We start from the raw sequence: 23,624 nt of genomic DNA on the forward strand, positions 1-23,624 counted from the left end.
GGCCTGCGCCGCTTGCGCGCGGCGCGGGCTTGCTCTAGATTTTTCAGCTCGTGACAGGAGGTTTTTCGATGAACATTCTTGAAACCGTCGCGGACCAGTCGGATGCGATGCGTCTGCCGCTCTATGCGGTGACCGTGACCGCGGTGGCGCGCGAACAGGCGCCGGCGCTGCTGTCGCTGCACTGGCACGGTTTCTTCCGGCGGACACCGCTTCGCCTGCCGGGCGTGCCGCTGCCGGCGCGGCCGGTGCCGCAGTCGATGGCGCAGTTGGACGTGCCCGCGGGCCGGCTCGATGCGTTCGACGAGCTCGAGCGTTCGCTGCTCGAAGCCGCCTGGCAGCTCGGCGCCTGGGACGTGGAGCGGCTCGAGCGGCCCGCGTGGTGGCGCCTGGGCGCGCCGGCCACCGAAGTCAGCGATGGGCGGCGCGCCTTCGGCTACTACGACGACGACGCGCAGGACGGCGAGCACCTGATGGCCGATGCCCCCGACCGCGAAGAGCTGATGCGCCTGGCGGCGCACCGCGGCTACCTGCGCTGGCTGTTCCGTCCGCGCAAGCGCGGCATCTGGGCCGCGGTGCAGGAGCCGCAGGGCGGCGACGACACGCTCGACGACAGCGGCGGGCGCGCGCTGCCCTGCCCCGTCATGCCGCAGCCGCGGCAGGCCGATGCCGCGGCACGCCGCACCACCGTCTACCGGCTGGGCCGCAGCCACCGCCTCGTGCTGGGCGGGCCCTGAAAAAAATCGTCACAAAAAAATGCGCGCGACAGGCCCTTGAAGCGCCGCGCGCGCGCCCATAGCTCTCGCGCGCCGGCCTCTTGCGGCCGGCAGCAACGTGAACCCACATGCGCCGGCCGCGTGCCGGCGCAGGTTCTCTTTTTGATGACCTGCATCGCTTAGGAGATCGAACATGAAACTTCATCCTCTGTACGACCGGGTGATCGTCAAGCGGATCGAACAGCAGCGCAAGACGGCTTCCGGCATCGTGATCCCCGACTCGGCCGCCGAGAAGCCCGAACAGGGCGAGGTGCTCTCGGTCGGCCAGGGCAAGCTGCTCGCCGACGGCACGCTGCGGCCCCTGCAGCTGAAGGCCGGAGACCAGGTGCTCTTCGGCAAGTACGCGGGACAGACGGTCAAGGTCGACGACGAGGAACTGCTGGTGCTGCGCGAGGACGACGTGCTCGCGACCATCGAGACCAGCGAGCGCGGCGGCCTCAAGCGCGTCGCCTGACGATGACGAAGAAGATGTCCCAGACCTGTTGAGAAAGGAGTGATGAAAAAATGACTGCCAAGGACGTCCGGTTCCACGACAACGCCCGCCAGCGCATCGTCGCGGGGGTGAACATCCTTGCCGATGCCGTGAAGGTCACGCTCGGTCCGAAGGGCCGCAACGTGCTGCTCGAACGCAGCTTCGGCGCACCCGCCATCACCAAGGACGGCGTGTCAGTGGCCAAGGAGATCGAACTGGCCGACAAGTTCGAGAACATGGGCGCACAGATCGTCAAGCAGGTGGCTTCCAAGACGGCCGACGTGGCCGGCGACGGCACCACCACCGCCACCGTGCTCGCGCAGGCCATCGTGCAGGAAGGCATGAAGCACGTGGCCTCGGGCATGAACCCGATGGACCTGAAGCGCGGCATCGACAAGGCCACGGCCGCGGTGATCGAGGAACTGCGCAAGCTCTCCAAGCCCATCTCCACCGGCAAGGAGATCGCGCAGGTGGCGGCGCTCTCGGCCAATGCCGACGAGTCCATCGGCAAGATCATTGCCGACGCGATGGAGAAGGTGGGCAAGGAAGGCGTGATCACGGTGGAAGACGGCAAGTCGCTCGAGAATGAACTCGACGTGGTCGAGGGCATGCAGTTCGACCGCGGCTACCTGAGCCCGTACTTCATCAACGACCCCGAGAAGCAGGTGGCGCACCTGGACGAGCCGCTGGTGCTGCTGCACGACAAGAAGATCTCCAGCATCCGCGAGTTGCTGCCGGTGCTCGAAGCGGCCGCCAAGGCCGGCAAGCCGCTGCTGATCGTGGCCGAGGAAGTCGAGGGCGAGGCGCTTGCCACGCTGGTGGTCAACTCCATGCGCGGCGTGCTCAAGGTGGCGGCCGTCAAGGCGCCGGGCTTCGGCGACCGCCGCAAGGCGATGCTCGAGGACATCGCGGTGCTCACGGGCGCGACGGTGATCTCCGAGGAAACCGGCAAGCAGCTCGACAAGGCAACGCTCGAGGACCTGGGCCGCGCCAAGCGCGTCGAGGTGCAGAAGGAGAACACCATCATCATCGACGGTGCGGGCGACCAGGCGCAGATCGATGCGCGCGTGAAGTCGATCCAGGCGCAGATCGAGCAGGCGACCAGCGACTACGACCGCGAGAAGCTGCAGGAGCGCGTGGCCAAGCTCGCGGGCGGCGTGGCGGTGATCCGCGTGGGCGCCGCGACCGAGGTCGAGATGAAGGAGAAGAAGGACCGCGTCGACGATGCGCTGCACGCCACGCGCGCGGCCGTCGAGGAAGGCATCGTGCCCGGTGGCGGCGTGGCGCTGCTGCGCGCACGCGCCGCGGTGTCTAAGCTCCAGGGCGCCAATGCCGACCAGGACGCGGGCATCCGCATCGCGCTGCGCGCGCTGGAGGCGCCGCTGCGTGCGATCGTCGAGAACGCGGGCGTCGAGCCCTCGGTGGTCGTGGCCAAGGTGCTCGAAGGCAAGGGCAATCATGGCTACGACGCGGCCACCGGCGAGTACGGCGACCTGGTGCAGCTCGGCGTGGTCGATCCGACCAAGGTCACGCGCACCGCGCTGCAGAACGCGGCGTCGATCGCGGGCCTGATCCTCACGACCGACGCCACGGTGGCCGAGCTGCCGAAGCCGGCCGAGAAGGCGCCCGCGATGCCGGCGGGCGGCATGGACTATTGAGCCCGGCCGATTCGCCATGAAGCAAGAAGCGGCGTCCCTCGCGGGGCGCCGCTTTTTTTGTCCTTCGCGCCGCGCGTCAAGCAAGCAGCCTTGGCGCAGTTGGCTCAATCGGCATGCCCGCCGCGGAGGCCGCGCCGCCTGCGCCAACGCGCCTGGACGGCGTAGAGTGCACGGTGGCTTCCGACCGGAGCCCCCGGGCGACATCCAGCAGCAGGATTCGAATGGATTTGCAGCAGCAACAACAGCATCACCTCGACGCCCTTCTCCTGGCTGCCCTGCGCACCGCGCCGCGCAGGTACCGCCTGCCGCCCCTGCCGGCCGATGCCGAGGCGGCCGTGGCGGGCGGCACCGATGCCACCCTCGCCTTTGCGATCGAGGCTGCGCGCACCGAGAAGGCATCGCCCGCAACTGCGCCCAGCCACGAGGCGATGCAGGCGCTTTTCACCCGCGCGCTGGCGCAACTGATCCGCGAGGCGCTCGCGCCCGAAGGCGGCGACCCGGCATTTCAGGCCGCCATGCTGCAGGCGCAGGACGCGCAGGTGCATGAGCATGTGCAGCTGTCCCGGCAGCGCGCGGCCGATCTGCGCACCCTGAGGGTGGCCGTCGATGCCATCGCGCATCCCGGCAAGCTGCGGCACGAAGCGGCCGGCGCCGTGCGCGACGCGCTGGTCCGGCTGCACGGCCTCGCGGCAGCGGGCGCGTGGCCGGAGCTTGCGCAAGCCCTCGCACAGCCGCTCGCGCAGGAACTTCGCGGCACCGGAAACTTTGGCGCGCCGTTGGAAGCGATCCGCTCCAGCCCCGCACTGCAGCGGCTGGTACGCGGCAGCGAACTGCTCCGGCGCGAGAGCGTGCAGCGCTACCAGGCGCTGTGCGAACGGCGCGGGCCACTCGCGGGCAGCGATGCCGCGGCCGCCGAAGGGCGCGCATCGGCACAGCAGGGCCGGATCGCCGAGCAGGCCGCGGTCGAGGCGTTCCGCGAGATCGCCGGCATGCTGAACCGCCATCGCAAGGGAGCCGCCACCTACCGCGTCGCACGCGGCCTTCGCACGCCGCGCGGGTTTCCGGGAGAAGCGAACAAGGCCAAGGAAGAATGGGATGCCGCCATCGTGCGCGGCGATGCGGGCGGCGCCGACCTCGTTCTCCTCGCCGAAACCAAGGCATCGCCGGCCGCCGCCACGTCCGACTTTCCGCGCCTGCTGCGCGGCCTGCGGCGCCTTGCGCAGGCCCGTGCCGAAGCGGTCTACGCCTTTGCATCGGCCGACGGCGAGCAGCGCATCGCCGGCGCATCGCTGCAGGGCCTGCGCCCGATCCGCCGCCTGTTGCCGCCCCACGTGATCTATTGCTGCTCGGCACCGCCCGAAGCCCTGCCGCAGCCGCTGGGCGCCGCAACCAAGGCCGTGCTGCTCGCCGAGCCCGCGAGCCTCGTCTTCGCGCAGCAGCTCGCGCGCGGCGAAGCGCCAACGCATGCCGCGCTGGCCCCGGTCTGGCACGCGCTGGCCACGGCACCGCGGCTGCAGGCCGCATTGCACCAGTACGAAACCGCGCAGAAGGCACGCGCGGCCATGCTGCATCCGGACGACCTGCTGGCGTCGGTGGCGCACTGCCTGCAGCGTTCCTACGCCTCCTGAGCGGCCAGTTCCTTCGCCACCGCGCGCCGGCCCTCGGGCGACAGCACATGCAGGGATCGCGCCGGAATCGCAAACTCCACGCCCAGGCGTGCGAACTCGCGCATCATCTGCAGGTTCAGGCGCTGCTGCTCGTCCATGTAGAGCCCGTAGTCCGGCGTGGTCACGAAGTACACCACCTCGAAGTCGAGCGAGCTTTCGCCGAAGGCCTGGAAGTGCACACGGTCCAGCCGCAGCGACGGCCGCGACTCGATCAACCGCCTCACGATGCCCGGTATGGCCTCCAGCTGTTCGGATGTGCTGTGGTAGCTCACGCCAAACTTGAAGGCAATGCGGCGCTCGTCCATGCGGCGATAGTTCTTCACGGTCTGCTTGAGCAGGTCGGTGTTGCCGATCACGATCTGCTCGCCGCTCAGGCTGCGCAGCCGCGTGGTCTTGAGGCCCACGTGCTGCACCGTGCCCGAGAGATCGCCGATGCCGATCGCATCGCCCACCTCGAACGGCTTGTCGACCGCAATGGAGAGGGAGGCGAACAGGTCGCCCAGGATGTTCTGCATCGCAAGCGCGATCGCAATGCCGCCCACGCCAAGGCTGGCCACGAAGGCGGTGATGTTGACGCCCAGGTTCGACAGCACCGCCAGCAGGATCACCGCCCACAGCACGGTGCGCATCGACCACGACATCAGCATGGCCGACGCGCTGATCTGCGTCATGCTCGCGGAGGAGTGGCGCTGCTCGTAGCGGCGCAGCCCGAAGCCGATGGCCCGGGTGAACCACAGGCCCGCCTGCAGCGCGAGCGCAATGAACCACAGCTGTCCGACGCGCTGGTTCCAGCGCTCGGGCAGGTCGAGCATGCTCACGCCGACCAGCAGCGCGGCCAGCACCAGGAACGCGTGATTGGTGCCGGCCAGCACCTCGACCACCGTGTCGTCGACGCGATTGCTGGTGTGCTGGGCGAGGCTGCGCACACGCCCGATCACGTAGCGCAGCACCAGCCGCATCGCCAGGTAGGCGGCAAGGGCTGCGGCCGCTGCAAGCGCCAGGTCGGGCACGGCCAGCCCCAGCAGCGTTGCATCGGCCAGCGCGTCAAGCGCTTCATTCATGCGCGGGCAGCCTTATGCGTGCGTTCCGGCGTCTCAGTTCTTCGGACGGACATGGATCTCTGGAAACTTCTCGTCGTAGAAAGCCATGCGGCCCTTCAGCGCCTGGTGCTCGTCGTACGGATCTTCATAGGACCAGATCGCGTCGGCCAGCTGCCGCTCGCCCACGTTCAGGCTGTAGTAGCTCGCGGTGCCCTTGAACGGGCATTCGGTCGTGGTCTGCGAACGCTTCAATTTGTCCGTGCGGACGTCGGTGCGCGGAAAGTAGTAGCGCACCGGCGACTTGTCTTCGACAACTTTGATCACGTCCGCCGAGCTCGCGACGACCACGCCTTCGACCTCGACCTCCATCGGCTGGCGAAGCGGCTCTTCGCGCACCTGGTGGTCGGGCCATTTCTGGTGTCCGGGTGATTTGCTCATTTCTTCGTACTCCTGGAGGGATCGAGATGGTCCCGAAACCAGTCGCGCGCCAGCTTCGACACCGCGCCCAGCGCTTCGGGTTCCTCGAAAAGATGCGTTGCACCGGGCACGAGCGAAAGCCGCTTCTCGCCGCGCAGCGCCGCAAGGGCTTGCCAGTTCATGTCGATCACCGGCCCGTCGTTGCCGCCGACGATCAGCAGCGTGGGTGCACGCACGCGCTCGAGCGCCTGCCCGGCCAGGTCGGGCCGTCCGCCGCGGGAGACCACGGCGTGCACCGCGTCGGGCCGTTGCGCCGCCGCCACCAGCGCGGCACCGGCGCCGGTGCTCGCGCCGAAGTAGCCGATCCTCAGGCCCGCGGCGGGCTCGCAGTCGCCCAGCCAGTCGGTCAGCCCGACGAGCCGGTCGGCCAGCATGTCGATGTCGAAGCGCAGCTCACGCGTGCGCTCGTCGATGGCCTCTTCGTCGGAGGTCAGGAGGTCGACGAGCAGCGTGGCCAGCTTGGCCTCGTTGAGGCTCTCCGCGACCTGGCGGTTGCGCGGACTGAAGCGGCTGCTGCCGCTGCCGTGCGCAAACAGCACGATCCCGCGCGAGGCCGCCGGCAGGCACAGGTCAGCCTCCAGCGTCACGGAAGAGCGCAGCGGAATGCGGAGCGCGCGGCGCTCGAAGGTTCTGGATGGGGGGTCCAATTTTTTGGCTTCCTTGCACGAGGCACTTCATCTCATCTGCTCGGCCTCGCCATCGGTCAGCTTATTTTTTTGCAGCGCTTCTTCTGTAGGGCGATGCTCACATTGGCGTAGGTGGAGTGCAGCGTTGCATATTGAAAGAAAACTGCACTGCGGGCGGGTCCATGGCGCCGAGTGCTCATGGTGCGGAGCTCTCCATGCCAATATCAACTGGCACGGAGGTCCTCCATGAAAGTCGAGATCACGAAAGCACCTGTCGCACAAACGGAGATGCTCATCCGCAAGCCTGTCGCAGAGGTGTTCGGGGCGTTCATCGACCCCCGTGTGACAACCAGCTTCTGGTTCACCCAAAGCAGCGGCCGGCTCGAGACCGGTCATGAGGTCAGATGGGACTGGGAGATGTATGGAACATCCACGTCGGTGCTCGTGAAAGACATCGAACCCGACAAGCGCATCGTGATCGAGTGGGATGGGTACAGCGGCCGCACGACGGTCGAATGGAAGTTCTCCGCGCGCGAGGATGGAACGACCTATGTCGTCATCACGGAGTCTGGATGGACAGGTGATGGAGACGAACTCTTCAAGTACGTTGCCGAGTCGACTCAAGGCTTCACCTGGACGCTTGCAGGGCTCAAGGCGTTTCTCGAGCATGGCATCAGGCTGAATCTTGTCGCGGACAAGAACCCCGATGCGCACAAGGCTGGCTGGCAGCCGGCCTGACAGTCATTGGCCGCCCGCGGCCGGCACGCACGCACGGGCTTAGAAGGTCTCCCAGTCTCCGATGGCAGCGGATGCTCCCGCAATGGCAGCCGCCGGTTTGCGCTGCGTTGCGGCGGCAAGGGCACGCCGAGCCGGCTGCATCGGCTGCACGACACGCGCCTGGACGGGTGCGGGCCTGGGCGGCGCGGCGGCGAGTCCGTCCTCTTCATCGTCGTCGAGCTTGAAGGTTGCGACCACCTGCGAGAGGCTGTCGGCCTGCTGCTGCAGCGACTGGGCCGCGGCCGCCGCCTCCTCGACCAGCGCCGCGTTCTGCTGCGTCACCTGGTCCATCTGCGCAATCGCCTGGTTCACCTGCTCGATGCCCTGCGCCTGTTCATGGCTCGCGGCCGTGATCTCGCCGATGATGTCGGTCACGCGCTTGACGCCGCTCACGATCTCTTCCATCGTCTTGCCGGCCTCGCCGACGAGCGCGCTGCCCACGTCGACCTTGCCCACCGAATCGTCGATCAGGCCCTTGATTTCCTTGGCCGCCGCCGCCGAGCGCTGTGCAAGGCTCCTCACTTCCGACGCGACGACTGCGAAGCCGCGGCCCTGCTCGCCTGCACGCGCGGCTTCCACTGCGGCGTTCAGCGCCAGGATGTTGGTCTGGAACGCGATGCCGTCGATCACGCCGATGATGTCGACGATCTTCCTGGACGAGGCATTGATCGACGCCATGGTGTCGACCACCTGCCCCACGACACTGCCACCCTTGACCGCCACTTCGGAAGCCGAGAGCGCGAGCTGGTTGGCCTGGCGAGCGTTGTCGGCGTTCTGCTTGACGGTGCTCGTGAGCTCTTCCATCGAGGCCGCGGTCTGCTCGAGCGAACTCGCTTGCTCCTCGGTGCGCGAGGACAGCTCCTGGTTGCCGGCAGCGATCTGCCCGGATGCCACCACGATCGAATCGGTCGACGCCTTGATGCGCGTCACCACGTCCGTCAGCGTATCTTCCATCTCGCCCATGCCGCGCAGCAGCCGCCCGAAATCGCCGCCGCGCTCTGTCTCGAATTCCTTGCTGAGGTCGCCCGAGGCCACGGTCTCGGCAATGAAGATCGCCTCGCCAAGGGGCTGCATGATGCTGCGCGCAAGCCAGACGCTGCAGCCGACGCCGGCCAGCAGCGCGGCGAGCCCGAAGCCGGCCATGAGCTTCTGTGCCGAGCCGATACGCCATGCCAGTTCCGGGGCGACGCCGGCGGCGATGTCCTGAAGGCCCGCGATCCCGATCACGAGCCCCGTCGCCATCAACAGCAACACGATCCCGAACGCCGCGCCCAGCCGGGCACTGATCTTCCAATTGCGCATGTGCTTTTCCATGACGGCCGCCGACGCGGGGCCAGTTGCCAGGAATATCGGCAGTGCTGTGCGGAAACTTGAGGGTTCGGACCCAGGCGTAAACCCGGGGTTTCGAAAACTGAGGCGCTTCGGAATGCAAAAAGCCCCAAGCTGTTGATTTGCTTGGGGCTTTTTGGGGTTGCGCCTTTGAGAGACGCAGTAATTTGGTGGCCTGGGGCGGAATCGAACCACCGACACGCGGATTTTCAATCCGCTGCTCTACCAACTGAGCTACCGGGCCTTGGTGTGCAGCCTTAAATTATACAGCGCTTCTGCGCCCTCTCGAAAGATCGACGCCAAGTTGTTTGAGCTTGCGGTAGAGGTGGGTGCGTTCCAGGCCGGTCTTCTCGGCCACCCGGGTCATCGAGCCGTTCTCCATGGCCAGGTGGAATTCGAAGTAGGCCTTCTCGAAGCCGTCGCGCGCGTCGCGCAGCGGACGGTCGAGGTCGAAGCTCTGGGTCGACTGCGGGCCGGCGTCGGGCACCGGCACGGAGGCGAGCGAGGCCAGCAGCAGGCTGTCGCCGGTGGTGGTGATGGCGGCCGAGGGATTGATGCCCGGGGCCGGGGGCACCACGCCGGCCGCCGCGCGCCTGGCGTTTTCGCGCGCAAGGCCCTGCTCCACGGCCTTCAGGAGCTTCTGCAGCGTGATGGGTTTCTCGAGGAACGCGAAGGCACCGATGCGGGTGGCATCGACGGCGGTGTCGATGGTGGCGTGGCCGCTCATCATGATGACGGGCATGCTCAGCAGCCCGGCGGTGGACCATTCCTTGAGCAGCGTAACGCCGTCGGTGTCGGGCATCCAGATGTCGAGCAGCACGAGGTCGGGCCGTGCGCGCTGCCGCGCTGCGCGGGCCTCGGCCGCGTTTTCCGCCAACTCCACGTTGTGGCCTTCGTCATTGAGAATTTCGAAGAGCAGGTCCCTAATGCCCAGCTCGTCATCGACCACGAGAATGTTTGCCATGAGTGCTGCTTGTTGTATGCGCCGGTATCTGCAATGTGTGTAGGGTCCGCCAGCCGCCCCATCGTCTGTGCGCGACGGGTTTCTTTCACGCTCAGGCGGCGGAAGACTTCGGATCTTCGGTGTGAGCGACCGCTGTTTGCGGCTCGCCTGCCAGCGCGAATGATAGCGAGACTTGCGCCCCTGCTACAGCCCCATCGACAACGCGGTTGGAAAGCTCGATGCGGGCGCCGTGCTCGTCCGCGATCTTCTTGACCACGGCCAGTCCCAAACCTGTACCTTTTGTTTTCGTGGTGACGTAGGGCTCGAAGGCGCGCTTGAGGATGTTCTCGGCAAAGCCCGGGCCGCTGTCCTGCACGGTCAGGCGCACGCGCTGGCCCGAATCGCCCAGGCGGGTGCGGATGACGACCTCGCCGGCGCGGCCGGTGGTGCTGGCGGCGGCCTCGGCGGCGTCCTGGGCGTTCTGCAGCAGGTTGTGGATGACCTGGCGGATCTGCTGGGCGTCGCCGCGGATCGGCGGGCAGCGCTCGTCCAGCTCGGAGCGCAGCGCAATGGGCGCGTTCTCGGCGCTGTAGAGCTGGAGCACGTCGGCCAGCAGCGCGTTGAGGTCGACCGGCTTCAGGTCGGCCGCGGGCAGGCGGGCGTAGTCGCGGAATTCGTTGACCAGCCGCTTCATGGCGTCGACCTGGTCGACGATGGTCTTGACCGACTTGACGAGCACGGCCTGCTCGGGCGGCGCGACCTTGCCGGAGAGCTTCATTTCGAGCCGCTCGGCCGAGAGCTGGATGGGCGTGAGCGGGTTCTTGATCTCGTGGGCGAGGCGGCGTGCCACTTCGCCCCAGGCCTGGGCGCGCTGGGCGGAAACGATTTCGGAGATGTCGTCGAACACCAGCAGCCGCGCGGCCCCCGGCAGCTCCGCGCCGCGCGCCACGATGTTGATGGCGCTGTCCTGCTGCGGCAGGTCGGTGCCGCTGGCATGCAGTTCGAAGGCGTGCTGCCAGTGGTCCAGCCCATGCTGCAGGCGCTCGACCTGGAACTCGTCGAACTGCTGCTGCACGCTGTTGCCGAAGTCCGCGAGCCCGGGCACCTGGGCGAGCGGCATGCCCTCGTAGGCGGCCAAAGGCGCGCGCAGCACGCGGGTGGCGCCTGGGTTGGTGGAAAGTATGGTGCCCTTGGCGTCGAGCACGATCACGCCGGAGGTCAGGTTGTCCAGGATGGTCTGCAGGTTGGCGCGGGCGGCGTCGAGCTGGCCCATGGTCTTTTCGACGGCGCCCCGGGCATCGGCCAGTTGCTGGGTCATGACGGCGAAGGAGCGCGTGAGGCCGCCCAGCTCGTCCTTGCCCTGCAGCACGGCGGTCGGCCGCAGGTCGCCGCCGGCCACCTGGCGCACGCCGTCCGCCAGCACGAGCAGCGGCCGCGCGAGCTGGTTGCCGAACAGCACGGCCAGCAGCACGGCGCCGAACACGGCCAGGAAAAGGCTCAGCGTGAGGGTGCCGATGTACATGCGCCGCAGGCCCTCGCGGGCCAGGGCCCGCTCCTGGTATTCGCGGTTGGCTTCCTGCACGGCGAGCGCGTTGGCCACCACCGCAGGCGGCAGCGGCTGCGTCACCTGCAGGAAGCGCGGCGCCGTGTCGAAGTCGAAGCCCGGCCGCTGCACCATCGCGAGGGCGCGCACGCTGGCAGGCGGCACATTGGCGCCCGGCGGCGCGGTTTCGTCCAGGCCTTCGATGTGGGCGATGGCGCGGTCGGCGCGCACCTGCCGCAGCTGCTGGGTGGTCGGCCGCTCGGGGTTGAGCTGGAAGCGCGAGGCGCCGGCGCCGGCGACCAGCTGGCCAGTGCCGGTCCAGAGCACCACGTCGCTGGCCTGGAGCTGGTCGCGGATGCGCTCGAGGACGAGGCCGGCGCTCGCATCGGGCACCTGCACCAGCTGGGCGCTGGCCACGCGCGTCTTGGCGGCCAGGTCGTCCGCGAGCGAATCGAGCGTGGCGCGGCCGAGGTTCAGGCCGGCGTCGAGCGCGCCCTCCACCTTGACGTCGAACCAGCTCTCGATCGAACGCGCGACGAACTGGTAGGACACGACGTAGACCAGCGCGCCCGGCACCACGCCCACCAGCGCGAAGATGGCCGCGAGCTTGATGAGCAGGCGGCTGCCGAACTTGCCCTGGCGCAGCCGCCGCAGCAGCCGGAAGGCGACCCAGCCGATCACCAGCACCAGCAGCACTGCCACCACCACGTTGATGCCGAACAGGCGCACGTAGTAGCGCTCGTACAGCGCGCGGTTGTTGGTGGCCTGGGCCAGCAGGAACATCAGCACCAGGCCGATGGCCGTGACCAGCGCGGCGCCCACGCCCACGGCCCAGCGCAGCGCGCGCGCGCGGCGGGCGGCGGGCGTGGCCGCTGCGCCGCTGCGCGGCTTGTTGCTCACCGCTGCTTCTCCAGCGCCAGCTTGGCGCTGCGCTCGGCCACGATGTTCCAGTCGGCCTGGCCGACCACGCCGATCTGGAACGGGCGCGGCAGCTGCGAGGTGTCGAGCCGGAAGCGGAACACGACCTGGTGCAGCGGCTCGTCGCCCACTTCGGCCGCGTCGCCCAGCCGCAGCCGGCCGACGCGCTTGACGGCGTCCATGGCGTCGGCCAGGCTGTCGAAGTTCTGGTTCAGCGAAACGCCGAATCCCGCGGCGCCGGTGATGGGCACCGGCGACACGTTGAGCCGCCAGCGGCGCGTGAGCGGCTGGTAGGCCAGCCGCATGTGGCGCGTGACCTGCGCCACCTTGCGGTCGGTCCAGTACCAGCGCTCCTGGAAGACCTCGGCCTCGGCCACGAAATAGATGGCAATGCCCTTGTCGAGCACCTCCTCGACCAGCGAGGGCAGCTCGAACTGCACGGCCGCGGTGAGATAGACGCCGTCGTCGGCCTGCTCCAGCCGCATCTGGGTGACCGATGGCACGACGCGCCCCTGCGCCACCGCAATCGGGAGCAGGCAGGTCAAGAGCAATGCCCAGGCCATCAGGAGCCCGGCCAGCGGCGCCAGGATGCGCCGCCTGCGAGCCTCAGCGCGGACGTTTTTCAAGCAGGGCGTAGAAGAAGCCGTCGTGGTCACCTGAGGGATTGTCCGGGACGGCGCGGGCATTCGCCCCGCTTTGGGGAAGCAAATGGCCTGGCGATGCCCCCAATCGGGCGTCGGTGTTGTGCGCAAGGAACGCATCGATTTGTTGCGAGCCCTCTTCCCGGAAGACGGAACAGGTGCAATAGAGCAGCCGGCCGCCGGGCCGGACCAGGGGCCAGAGGGCCGCGAGCAGCGCCGCCTGCTGGACCGCCAGCTGGGCGGTGTCGCTCTCGCGGCGCAGCCAGCGCACGTCGGGATGGCGCCGCACGATGCCCGAGGCGGTGCACGGCGCATCGAGCAGGATGGCGTCGAATGGCGTGCCGTCCCACCAGGCGGACGGCCGCGCGGCGTCGGCCACCAGCACCCTGGCGGACAGGCCGAGCCGGCCCAGGGTTTCGTCGATGCGGCGGCTGCGGGCGGCATCGACCTCAAGCGCCGTCACCTCGACGGCCGCCGGGCCGGCGAATTCCAGCAGGTGCGCGGTCTTGCCGCCGGGGGCGGCGCAGGCATCGAGCACGCGCAGGGGTGCCGCTCCGGCCGCGGGCAGCAGGCCTTCGAGCAGCAGTGGCGCCGCCAGCTGCGCGGCGGCATCCTGCACCGAGCATTCGCCGTCGGCAAAGCCGGGCAGCTGCTGCACCGGGCGCGCACGCGCCAGCTGCAGGCCCGCCTGCCCTACCCGGACGGCCTCGAGGCCCGCTGCCTGGAGCGCGAGCTGATAGGAAGCCACGGTGGTCTTGCGCAGGTTGACGCGCAGGGTCATCGGCGGCTGCGCGTTGTCGGCGGCGAGCACCCGCTGCCAGTCGCGCGGGTGGTCGCGCTTGAGCCGCTCGATCCACCAGCGCGGATGGTTCCACTGCGCGACCGGTTCGTGGTCGGTCGCGGCCACGAGCTCGTCGCGCTCGCGCAGGAAGCGGCGCAGGCAGGCATTGATGAAGCTCGCCTGCGCGCGCGTGGCTGGATTGCGCTTGGCCGCCTCGACGGCCTGGTCGACCAGGGTGAAGGGCTCGTAGGGCGCGTGCTGCGCATCCCAGGCCAGCGCCAATGCGGTGCACAGGAGCGCGTCGGGCAGTGGCGGCGGCGTGCGCTTGGCCAGGTGGCGGCGCAGGGCCTCGGCGCGGCCGAGCCAACGCAGCACCTGGAAACCGAGCGCCTGCACGCCGGGGCGCATGGCGGGCTCGACGGCTTCGAACGCGACGTTGCCCGAGCTGCCGGCGCGAATCGACGCGAGCGCCGCCGCAGTCAGCTGCAGCTGGCGCCATAGCGGCGGTTGCATCGGCGGCGCGGTGCCGGCGGAATGATCGGAAGATAGTTCTGACAAGTTGGGGCGATGGTAATGGGCGTCAACGGGCGCGCCGCAGGCGCGGCGCCCCGCGAGCGTACGAAGAAAAAATGCAGCGCCGGCGTCCGGGCGGCTTCAAAGCAACGGCGCGGCCGGACGCAAACGCACCATCCATGCCACCAGCAGCGCCGGAAACTGGACGATGGCGGCGTTGTACTGCCCCACCGCCAGGTTGAACTGGCTGCGTGCGATTTCCGCCGCGGCCGAAGGCTCGGGCCAGGCCATGGGTTCGAGCGTGCCGGAGGCCGCACCGGCGCCGGCCGGCAGCAGCGGCGCCGGCCGCGAGAGCGTTCCGTCCGCCTCGAAGACCGTCACCGCGTCCGGATGCTGGCGCTGCCAGGCCGTGATCAACACCTGCAGCGCCGTGGCCAGCGCGGCCATGCCGCCGGGGTCGAGCGGATGCAGCCGGGTGGCGCCCAGCAGGGTCGCCAGCTGGGTGGTGGCGGCCTGCAGCGGCGCCACGGCCGACGAATGGCTGGACGCATCCTTTTCCGGCAGGGCGGCCGTGATGCTGGCCTGGACGAAATCCAGCTGCTTCCGCAAGGCCGCATCGAGCGTGGCATAGGCCTGGAGCACGGCCGCGCGCAGACGCACGAGCCGGTTGTAAGCGCCCACGAACCAGAACAGGAGCACGGCAATGACGATCCAGCCGACCATCGAATCGGGCAACACGCTCATCGACAAAAACGCTTCGCAATAGACAACTCAAAGAAAAACGCCCCCCAACCGGGGGCGGTCGGGGGGCGTCGGATACCGGTCATGGCCGGTGATGCTACCCAGTTATTCGGACGCGGCGCCTTCGCTGGCGTCGGCCGTGGTGGGAACATCGCTGGTCGAACCAGCCAGTTCGGCGGCTTCGGATTCGGCGATGGCGCGGCGCTCGGCCTCGTCCATCTGATCCTTGGCCTTGCGCGCCTGGTGGTAGGCCATGCCGGTGCCCGCGGGAATCAGGCGGCCGACGATGACGTTTTCCTTCAGGCCGCGCAGCTCGTCGCGCTTGCCCATGATCGCGGCTTCGGTCAGCACGCGCGTCGTTTCCTGGAACGAAGCGGCAGAGATGAACGAGTCGGTCGACAGCGATGCCTTCGTGATACCCAGCAGCAGGTTGGTGAACGTCGCGGGGATCTTGCCTTCGGCGCGCAGGGCGTCGTTGGTGTTGAGCATTTCGCTGCGTTCGACCTGTTCGCCGGAGATGTAGCTGGTATCGCCGATGTTGTCGACCACGACGCGGCGCAGCATCTGGCGAACGATCACCTCGATGTGCTTGTCGTTGATCTTCACACCCTGCAGGCGGTACACGTCCTGCACTTCGTCCACGATGTAGCGCGCGAGTTCTTCCGAACCCAGAAGGCGCAGGATGTCCTGCGGGTCCGCCGGGCCGTCGACCACGCTTTCGCCCTTGTTCACCACCTGGCCTTCGTGCACCAGGATGTTCTTTTCCTTCGGCACGAGGTCTTCCCAGACCGTGCCTTCCGGATCGGTGATCTGCAGGCGGATCTTGCCCTTCGTTTCCTTGCCGAACGACACGGTACCGGTCATCTCGGCCAGCATGCCCTTGTCCTTCGGCGAACGGGCCTCGAACAGCTCGGCCACGCGCGGCAGACCGCCGGTGATGTCGCGGGTCTTCTGGCCTTCGACCGGGATGCGCGCCAGCACTTCGCCGGGGCCCACGTCCTGGCCGTCGCGGATCTGCACCAGGGCGCCGATCGGGAAGCCGATCGTCACCGAGTGGTCGGTGCCCGGGATCTTCACTTCGGCGCCGGAGGCGTCGATGAGCTTCACCTGCGGACGCACGACCTTGGCAGCGCCGCGGCGCTTCGGATCGATCACGACCAGGGTCGACAGGCCGGTCACTTCGTCCACCTGCTTGGCGACGGTGAGACCTTCTTCCACGTTCTCGAACTGCGTCTTGCCGGCGAATTCCGTGATGATCGGGCGCGTCAGCGGATCCCAGTTGGCAAGCACGTGGCCGGCCTTGATCTGCTGGTCGGCCTTGACCGCCAGGATCGCGCCGTACGGCACCTTGTGGCGTTCGCGCTCGCGGCCGTGTTCGTCATGGATGACGATCTCGCCCGAACGTGCAATCACCACCAGCTCGTTCTTGCTGTTGGTCACGTAGCGCATCGTGGCGTTGAAGCCGATCACGCCGTTGGACTTGGCTTCGACGCTCGAGGCCACCGCTGCACGCGATGCCGCACCACCGATGTGGAAGGTACGCATCGTGAGCTGCGTGCCGGGTTCGCCGATGGACTGCGCAGCGATCACACCGACGGCTTCGCCGATGTTGATCAGGCCGCCGCGGCCCAGGTCGCGCCCGTAGCAGGTCGCGCAGATGCCGAAGCGGGTTTCGCAGGTCAGCGCGGTACGCACCTTGACCTCGTCGACGCCTTGCGCCTCGAGCTCTTCGATGTTGTCCTCGTCGAACATCTCGCCGGCCTTCAGCAGCACCGAGCGGTTTTCCGGGTGCAGCACGTCGTCGGCAGCCGAGCGGCCCAGGATACGGTCGCGCAGCGACTCGATCACTTCACCGCCTTCGACGATGGCGCGCATCAGGTAGCCGCCGTGCGTGCCGCAGTCCTGCTCGGTGACCACCAGGTCCTGCGTCACGTCGACCAGGCGGCGCGTCAGGTAGCCCGAATTCGCCGTCTTCAGCGCCGTGTCGGCCAGACCCTTACGGGCACCGTGAGTGGAGATGAAGTACTCCAGCACGTTCAGGCCTTCGCGGAAGTTCGCGGTGATGGGCGTCTCGATGATCGAGCCGTCCGGCTTGGCCATCAGGCCACGCATGCCGGCCACCTGGCGGATCTGCGCTGCGGAACCGCGGGCGCCGGAGTCGGCCATCATGTAGATGGAGTTGAACGACTCGTGCTCCACTTCCTTGCCGTGGCGGTCGATGACCTTCTGCTTGGACAGCTTGGCCATCATGACCTTCGACACTTCGTCGCCGGCCTTGCCCCAGATGTCCACCACCTTGTTGTAGCGCTCGCCGGAGGTCACGAGACCGGAGACGTACTGCTGCTCGATCTCCTTCACTTCCTTGGCCGAGCGCTCGATGATGCCGTGCTTCTCGGCGGGCACCAGCATGTCGTCGATGGCGATCGAGATGCCGGCCTTGGTGGCCAGGCGGAAGCCGTTCTGCAGCAGCTTGTCGGCGAACACCACGGTCTCTTTCAGGCCGCACTTGCGGAACGAGACGTTGATGAGCTTGGAGATTTCCTTCTTTTTCAGCGCCTTGTTGATATTCGAGAACGGCAGGCCCTTGGGCAGGATCTCGGACAGCAGCGCGCGGCCCACGGTGGTGTCCACCAGCGACGTGGAAGGCGTGAATTCGCCGGTTTCCTTGTCCTTGGTGTACTCCGTGATGCGCACTGCCACCTTGGCGGTGAGTTCGACCTCGTTGGCGTCGAGCGCGCGCTGCACTTCACCGATGTCGGAGAAGATCAGGCCCTCGCCCTTGCCGTTGATGCGGTCGCGGGTCGTGTAGTACAGACCCAGCACCACGTCCTGCGAAGGAACGATCGAGGGTTCGCCCGAAGCCGGGAACAGCACGTTGTTGGAGGCCAGCATCAGCGTGCGGGCTTCCATCTGCGCTTCCACCGACAGCGGCACGTGGACGGCCATCTGGTCGCCGTCGAAGTCGGCGTTGAAGGCCGCGCAAACCAGCGGGTGCAGCTGGATCGCCTTGCCTTCGATCAGGATCGGCTCGAACGCCTGGATGCCCAAACGGTGCAGCGTAGGCGCACGGTTCAGCATCACCGGGTGCTCCTTGATCACTTCTTCCAGGATGTCCCAGACCACCGGCGTGCCCGATTCGACTTCCTTCTTCGCAGCCTTGATCGTCGTCGCGATGCCCATGGCTTCGAGGCGCGAGAAGATGAAGGGCTTGAACAGCTCGAGCGCCATCAGCTTCGGCAGGCCGCACTGGTGCAGCTTGAGCGTCGGGCCCACCACGATGACCGAACGGCCCGAGTAGTCGACGCGCTTACCCAGCAGGTTCTGGCGGAAGCGGCCGCTCTTGCCCTTGATCATGTCGGCGAGCGACTTGAGCGCGCGCTTGTTGGCGCCCGTCATGGCCTTGCCGCGGCGGCCGTTATCCAGCAGCGAGTCGACAGCCTCCTGCAGCATCCGCTTCTCGTTGCGCGCGATGATTTCCGGAGCCTTCAGCTCCAGCAGGCGGCGCAGGCGCGAATTGCGGTTGATGACGCGGCGGTACAGGTCGTTCAGGTCGGAGGTCGCGAAGCGGCCGCCGTCCAGCGGCACCAGCGGACGCAGGTCCGGCGGCAGCACGGGCAGCACGTCGAGCACCATCCACTCGGGCTTGATGCCCGACTTGCGGAAGGCCTCCAGCACCTTGAGGCGCTTGGAGTTCTTCTTGACCTTGACTTCGGAGCCGGTCAGGTCGCCGCGCAGGCGTTCGATCTCGCTGTCGAGTTCGATGCCCTCGAGCAGATCCTTGATGCCTTCGGCGCCCATCTTGGCGACGAACTCGTCGCCGTATTCCTTGCGCTTCGCGTCATAGTCGTCCTCGGACATGATGCCGAACTTCTTCAGCGGGGTCATGCCGGGGTCGGTGATCACGTAGGCTTCGAAGTACAGCACGCGTTCGATGTCGCGCAGCGTCATGTCGAGCACGAGGCCCAGGCGCGACGGCAGCGACTTCAGGAACCAGATGTGGGCGCAGGGCGCGGCCAGGTCGATGTGGCCCATGCGCTCGCGGCGCACCTTGGTCTGCGTGACTTCGACGCCGCACTTCTCGCAGATCACGCCGCGGTGCTTCAGGCGCTTGTACTTGCCGCACAGGCACTCGTAGTCCTTGATGGGGCCGAAGATCTTGGCGCAGAAGAGGCCGTCGCGCTCGGGCTTGAACGTGCGGTAGTTGATCGTCTCGGGCTTCTTCACCTCGCCGAAGGACCACGAACGGATCTTCTCGGGCGAAGCCATGCCGATCTTGATGGCATCGAAATGCTCATCGGGCGTGAATTGCTTGAACAGGTCGAGTAGCGATTTCATAAGACTCTTTCCCTTTTCAACTTAAGAACGTTCGAGTTCGATGTCCAGGCCCAGGGAACGGATTTCCTTGACCAGCACATTGAACGATTCCGGCATGCCGGCTTCGATGGAGTGTTCGCCCTTGACGATGCTCTCGTACACCTTGGTACGGCCTTGCACGTCGTCGGACTTCACCGTCAGCATTTCCTGCAGCACGTAGGCGGCGCCGTAGGCTTCCAGCGCCCACACTTCCATTTCGCCGAAACGCTGGCCGCCGAACTGCGCCTTGCCGCCCAGCGGCTGCTGCGTGACGAGCGAGTACGGGCCGGTCGAACGGGCGTGCATCTTGTCGTCCACCAAGTGGTGCAGCTTCAGGAAGTGCATGTAGCCGACCGTGACGGGACGCTCGAACTGGTCGCCGGTGCGGCCGTCGTACAGGTAGGCCTGCGTGCGCGTCTCGGTCAGGCCCTTGAGCTTGGCGATGTCGTCCGGATAGGCGAGCTTCAGCATGCCGCGGATTTCCTCCTCCGAGGCACCATCGAACACCGGCGTGGCGAAGGTGGCACCCGAAGACAGGTTGGCCGCCATTTCGAGCACGTCGGTGTCGCTCAGCAGGCTGAGGTCTTCCTTGCGGCCCGAGCCGTTGTACAGCTGCTCCATGAACTTGCGCAGCTCGGCCACCTTGGCCTCCTGCTGCAGCAGGTCGCCGATGCGGTTGCCGATGCCCTTGCCGGCCCAGCCCAGGTGCACTTCGAGCACCTGGCCCACGTTCATCCGCGAAGGCACGCCCAGCGGGTTCAGGCAGATGTCGCACGGCGTGCCGTCGGCCATGTGGGGCATGTCTTCGACCGGAACGATCTTCGACACCACACCCTTGTTGCCGTGCCGGCCGGCCATCTTGTCGCCGGGTTGCAGGCGGCGCTTGACGGCCAGGTAGACCTTGACCATCTTGAGCACGCCCGCGGGCAGCTCGTCGCCCTGCGTGAGCTTCTTGCGCTTTTCCTCGAACGCGAGGTCGAAGCTGTGGCGCGTCTGTTCGAGCGAGTTCTTGATCGACTCGAGCTGCGTGGCCACTTCGTCGTCCGCCGGGCGGATGTCGAACCAGTGGAACTTCTCGACCGACGACAGGTAGGCCTTGTCGAGCTTGGTGCCCTTGGCCAGCTTGTTCGGGCCGCCGTTGGCCACCTTGCCGGTCAGCAGCTTCTCGATACGGTCGAACGCGTCGGCTTCGACGATGCGAAGCTGGTCGTTCAGGTCGAGGCGGAAGCGCTTGAGCTCGTCGTCGATGATCTGCTGGGCGCGCTTGTCGCGCGTGATGCCTTCGCGGGTGAAGACCTGCACATCGATCACGGTGCCTTGCGAGCCCTGGTCCACGCGCAGCGACGTGTCCTTCACGTCGGAAGCCTTCTCGCCGAAGATGGCGCGAAGCAGCTTCTCTTCAGGCGTCAGCGTGGTCTCGCCCTTCGGCGTGACCTTGCCCACCAGCGTGTCGCCCGGCTGCACTTCGGCACCCACGTAGATGATGCCGGATTCGTCCAGGCGGTTGAGCTGCTGCTCGGCCAGGTTCGGGATGTCGCGCGTGATCTCCTCGGCGCCGAGCTTGGTGTCGCGGGCCATCACCACCAGTTCCTCGATGTGAATCGAGGTGTAGCGGTCTTCCGCGACGACGCGTTCCGAGATCAGGATCGAGTCTTCGAAGTTGTAGCCGTTCCAGGGCATGAACGCGATCAGCATGTTCTGGCCGAGAGCCAGTTCGCCGAGGTCGGTCGATGCGCCGTCGGCGATCACGTCGCCCTTGGCGATCTTGTCGCCGCGCTTGACGATCGGACGCTGGTGGATGTTGGTGTTCTGGTTCGAACGCTGATACTTGATCAGGTTGTAGATGTCCACACCGACTTCACCGGCTGCCGCTTCGGCGTCGTTCACGCGCACCACGACACGGGTCGCATCGACGTAGTCGACGATACCGCCGCGGGTGGCCGTGACCACGGTGCCCGAGTCGACCGCGGAGACGCGCTCGATACCGGTACCGACCATCGGCTTCTCGGGACGCAGCACGGGCACGGCCTGGCGCTGCATGTTGGCGCCCATCAGCGCGCGGTTCGCATCGTCGTGCTCGAGGAACGGCACGAGCGAGGCAGCCACCGACACGATCTGCGCGGGCGACACGTCCATGTACTGGATGCGTTCGGCGCCGACCAGGATCGACTCGCCGGCCTCACGCGCCGAAACCAGGTCGCCGGTCAGCTTGCCGTCCTTGTCCAGGGCCGCATTGGCCTGGGCGATGACGTACTTGCCTTCTTCGATGGCCGACAGGTAGTCGATCTCGTTGGTGACCTTGCTGTCGACCACGCGGCGGTACGGCGTCTCGATGAAGCCGTATTCGTTCAGGCGGGCGTACAGGGCCAGCGAGTTGATCAAGCCGATGTTCGGGCCTTCGGGCGTTTCGATCGGGCACACGCGGCCGTAGTGGGTGACGTGCACGTCGCGCACTTCGAAGCCTGCACGTTCGCGCGTCAGACCGCCCGGGCCAAGGGCCGACACGCGGCGCTTGTGGGTGATTTCGGACAGCGGGTTGGTCTGGTCCATGAACTGCGACAGCTGCGAGGCGCCGAAGAACTCCTTCAGCGCGGCCGAGATCGGCTTGCTGTTGATCAGGTCGTGCGGCATCAGCGGCTCTTGCTCGGCCTGGCCGAGGCGTTCCTTCACGGCCTTCTCGATGCGGGCCAGGCCGGTGCGGTACTGGTTCTCGGCCAGTTCGCCGACGCAGCGCACGCGGCGGTTGCCCAGGTGGTCGATGTCGTCGACTTCGCCGTTGCCGTTGCGCAGGTCCACGAGGATCTTGACCACGGCCAGGATGTCTTCGTTGGTCAGCACCATCGGGCCGGTCGATTCGTCGCGGCCGACCTTGGCGTTGAACTTCATGCGGCCGACGCGCGACAGGTCGTACGTGTCCGGGTTGTAGAACAGGCGCTGGAACAGGGCCTGCACCGCGTCTTCCGTCGGCGGCTCGCCGGGGCGCATCATGCGGTAGATGGCCACGCGGGCTGCGAACTCGTCCACCGTCTCGTCGATGCGCAGGGTCTGCGAGATGTACGCGCCCTGGTCGAGTTCGTTGGTGTAGATCACCTGGATGTCCTGCACGCCGGCCGTGCGCAGCTTCTTCAGCAGCGCTTCGGTCAGTTCGTCGTTGGCCTTGGCCAGGATTTCGCCGGAGTCGGCGTCGACGATGTTGCGGGCGATCACGCGGCCGACCAGGAAGTCTTCCGGCACGCTGATGTGCGTAGTGCCCGACTGCTCGAGTTCACGCGTGTGGCGCGCGGTCACGCGCTTGTCCTTGGCGACCACGACCTTGCCCGACTTGTCGGTGATGTCGAAGCGCGCGACTTCGCCGCGCAGGCGCTCGGGAACGAATTCCATCTGGGCGCCGCTGTCCATCAGGCGGAAGTTGTCGTTCACGAAGAAGTTCGCGAGGATCGATTCCGGGTTCAGGCCGATGGCCTTCAGCAGGATCGTGACCGGCATCTTGCGGCGGCGGTCGACGCGGAAGTACAGCATGTCCTTCGGGTCGAACTCGAAATCGAGCCACGAACCGCGGTAGGGAATCACGCGGGCCGAGAACAGCAGCTTGCCCGAGCTGTGCGTCTTGCCCTTGTCGTGTTCGAAAAACACGCCCGGCGAACGGTGCAGCTGCGAGACGATCACGCGCTCGGTGCCGTTGATGATGAACGAACCCTTTTCGGTCATGAGCGGCACTTCGCCCATGTAGACCTCTTGTTCCTTCACTTCCTTGACCACCTTCGACTGCGAGGTCGACGATTCGCGGTCATAGATGATGAGCTGGACCTTGGCGCGCACGGCCGAGGCGAAGGTCAGGCCGCGGGTCTGGCACTCGCGCACGTCGAAGGCCGGCTTCGCGAGGTTGTACTCGAGGAACTTCATCTCGACAAAACCATTGTGCGAGACGATCGGGAAGGCAGCGTCGAACGCGGCCTGCAGGCCTTCGACGGTGCGTTGTTTGGGAGGAATGCCGGCTTGCAGGAACGCGGTGTACGCGTCTTTCTGCATCTGCAGCAGGTAGGGGATTTCTACGACGCTGTCGCGATTGCCGAAACTTTTTCGGATGCGCTTGCGTTCGGTGTAACTGTACGCGGACGATTGGGCCATGAGAGCTCCGGAGCTTGAGATCTTCAGCGACTTGTCAGCGGTGCCGGGCGAACGGCACCACTGCTTGGCGGCTGGCCACTACCAGCCGTTGGCGGACAGCGATGCGTTGCACATCGCCCGAACCAAGGGGTCTTCTGCAGTCGGGGTCAGAAGACACTCGAAAACCGTCTTCTTTCCGGTTTTCGGGTGCGCTCTGAAAGCGGCAAAGGCTGGAGGGCCTTTTCAGGCACCTCCAGCCCTCTAG

At 67.0% G+C, this 23,624-nt stretch carries 16 protein-coding genes and 1 tRNA gene; 5 read left to right on the top strand and 12 right to left on the bottom strand.

The window, feature by feature from the left end; all coding sequences use genetic code 11:
- The first annotated feature begins 68 nt into the window (after positions 1 to 68).
- The 4 genes from FB547_RS11535 (at position 69) to FB547_RS11550 (ending at position 4,531) form a co-directional block, all read left to right on the top strand.
- Complete coding sequence (locus FB547_RS11535) at positions 69 to 734, top strand: diguanylate cyclase (RefSeq protein WP_145742339.1); 666 nt, start codon at positions 69 to 71, stop codon at positions 732 to 734.
- Positions 735 to 906: 172 nt separating this feature from the next.
- Entirely contained in the window at positions 907 to 1,227 is a 321-nt protein-coding gene (gene groES / locus FB547_RS11540) for a co-chaperone GroES (RefSeq protein ID WP_145742341.1), read from the top strand.
- A 50-nt stretch (positions 1,228 to 1,277) separates the two neighbouring features.
- The gene (groL, locus tag FB547_RS11545; RefSeq protein WP_145742344.1) at positions 1,278 to 2,903 is read left to right on the top strand and encodes a chaperonin GroEL; all 1,626 of its coding nucleotides are present in this window, start codon (positions 1,278 to 1,280) and stop codon (positions 2,901 to 2,903) included.
- A 221-nt stretch (positions 2,904 to 3,124) separates the two neighbouring features.
- Positions 3,125 to 4,531 carry a hypothetical protein gene (locus FB547_RS11550; protein WP_145742345.1) on the top strand — a complete coding sequence of 469 codons (1,407 nt, stop codon included), beginning with the start codon at positions 3,125 to 3,127 and terminating at the stop codon, positions 4,529 to 4,531.
- Here the strand turns inward: FB547_RS11550 and FB547_RS11555 are convergent.
- Genes FB547_RS11555 through FB547_RS11565 form a run of 3 tightly spaced genes read right to left on the bottom strand, consistent with a single transcriptional unit; the run spans position 4,519 to position 6,734 of the window.
- A complete protein-coding gene (locus FB547_RS11555) occupies positions 4,519 to 5,631 on the bottom strand; it encodes a mechanosensitive ion channel family protein (RefSeq protein WP_145742347.1) in 1,113 nt (370 codons plus the stop codon). The genes FB547_RS11550 and FB547_RS11555 overlap by 13 nt on opposite strands.
- Positions 5,632 to 5,664: 33 nt before the next feature.
- On the bottom strand, positions 5,665 to 6,048 hold the full coding sequence (locus tag FB547_RS11560) for a DUF427 domain-containing protein (RefSeq protein WP_145742349.1): 384 nt from the start codon (positions 6,046 to 6,048) through the stop codon (positions 5,665 to 5,667).
- Complete coding sequence (locus FB547_RS11565; protein WP_145742351.1) at positions 6,045 to 6,734, bottom strand: dienelactone hydrolase family protein; 690 nt, start codon at positions 6,732 to 6,734, stop codon at positions 6,045 to 6,047. The genes FB547_RS11560 and FB547_RS11565 overlap by 4 nt, the downstream gene beginning before the upstream one ends.
- A 225-nt stretch (positions 6,735 to 6,959) precedes the next feature.
- Between FB547_RS11565 and FB547_RS11570 the strand changes: the two genes are divergently transcribed.
- Positions 6,960 to 7,451, top strand: a complete 492-nt coding sequence (locus tag FB547_RS11570; RefSeq protein WP_145742353.1) for an SRPBCC family protein — start codon at positions 6,960 to 6,962, stop codon at positions 7,449 to 7,451.
- 39 nt (positions 7,452 to 7,490) lie between these two features.
- Here FB547_RS11570 and FB547_RS11575 read toward each other — a convergent pair whose 3' ends face one another.
- The 9 genes from FB547_RS11575 to rpoB all read right to left on the bottom strand — a co-directional run bounded on the left by FB547_RS11575 (position 7,491) and on the right by rpoB (position 23,380).
- Positions 7,491 to 8,792, bottom strand: a complete 1,302-nt coding sequence (locus FB547_RS11575; protein WP_145742355.1) for a methyl-accepting chemotaxis protein — start codon at positions 8,790 to 8,792, stop codon at positions 7,491 to 7,493.
- 195 nt (positions 8,793 to 8,987) lie between these two features.
- Positions 8,988 to 9,063: transfer RNA gene (locus tag FB547_RS11580), tRNA-Phe, on the bottom strand.
- An 18-nt stretch (positions 9,064 to 9,081) separates the two neighbouring features.
- Positions 9,082 to 9,783: a response regulator gene (locus FB547_RS11585; protein ID WP_012745757.1), complete on the bottom strand. Its 702-nt coding sequence runs from the start codon at positions 9,781 to 9,783 to the stop codon at positions 9,082 to 9,084.
- Between the two features lie 91 nt (positions 9,784 to 9,874).
- Positions 9,875 to 12,205, bottom strand: coding sequence for a sensor histidine kinase (locus tag FB547_RS11590; RefSeq protein WP_145742357.1), 2,331 nt, complete (start codon positions 12,203 to 12,205; stop codon positions 9,875 to 9,877).
- Entirely contained in the window at positions 12,202 to 12,849 is a 648-nt protein-coding gene (locus FB547_RS11595; protein ID WP_145742359.1) for a DUF4390 domain-containing protein, read from the bottom strand. Before FB547_RS11595 ends, FB547_RS11590 begins: the two co-directional genes overlap by 4 nt.
- The gene (gene rsmB / locus FB547_RS11600; RefSeq protein ID WP_145742361.1) at positions 12,830 to 14,158 is read right to left on the bottom strand and encodes a 16S rRNA (cytosine(967)-C(5))-methyltransferase RsmB; all 1,329 of its coding nucleotides are present in this window, start codon (positions 14,156 to 14,158) and stop codon (positions 12,830 to 12,832) included. Before rsmB ends, FB547_RS11595 begins: the two co-directional genes overlap by 20 nt.
- A 141-nt stretch (positions 14,159 to 14,299) precedes the next feature.
- Complete coding sequence (locus tag FB547_RS11605; protein WP_145742363.1) at positions 14,300 to 14,902, bottom strand: LemA family protein; 603 nt, start codon at positions 14,900 to 14,902, stop codon at positions 14,300 to 14,302.
- Between the two features lie 102 nt (positions 14,903 to 15,004).
- Positions 15,005 to 19,234, bottom strand: a complete 4,230-nt coding sequence (gene rpoC / locus FB547_RS11610) for a DNA-directed RNA polymerase subunit beta' (protein WP_145742365.1) — start codon at positions 19,232 to 19,234, stop codon at positions 15,005 to 15,007.
- A 21-nt stretch (positions 19,235 to 19,255) separates the two neighbouring features.
- Positions 19,256 to 23,380: a DNA-directed RNA polymerase subunit beta gene (gene rpoB / locus FB547_RS11615; protein WP_145742366.1), complete on the bottom strand. Its 4,125-nt coding sequence runs from the start codon at positions 23,378 to 23,380 to the stop codon at positions 19,256 to 19,258.
- Positions 23,381 to 23,624 lie beyond the last annotated feature (244 nt).

It is taken from the genome of Variovorax beijingensis (genome assembly GCF_007828835.1).
GTDB classification, from domain to species: Bacteria; Pseudomonadota; Gammaproteobacteria; order Burkholderiales; family Burkholderiaceae_C; genus Variovorax; species Variovorax beijingensis_A.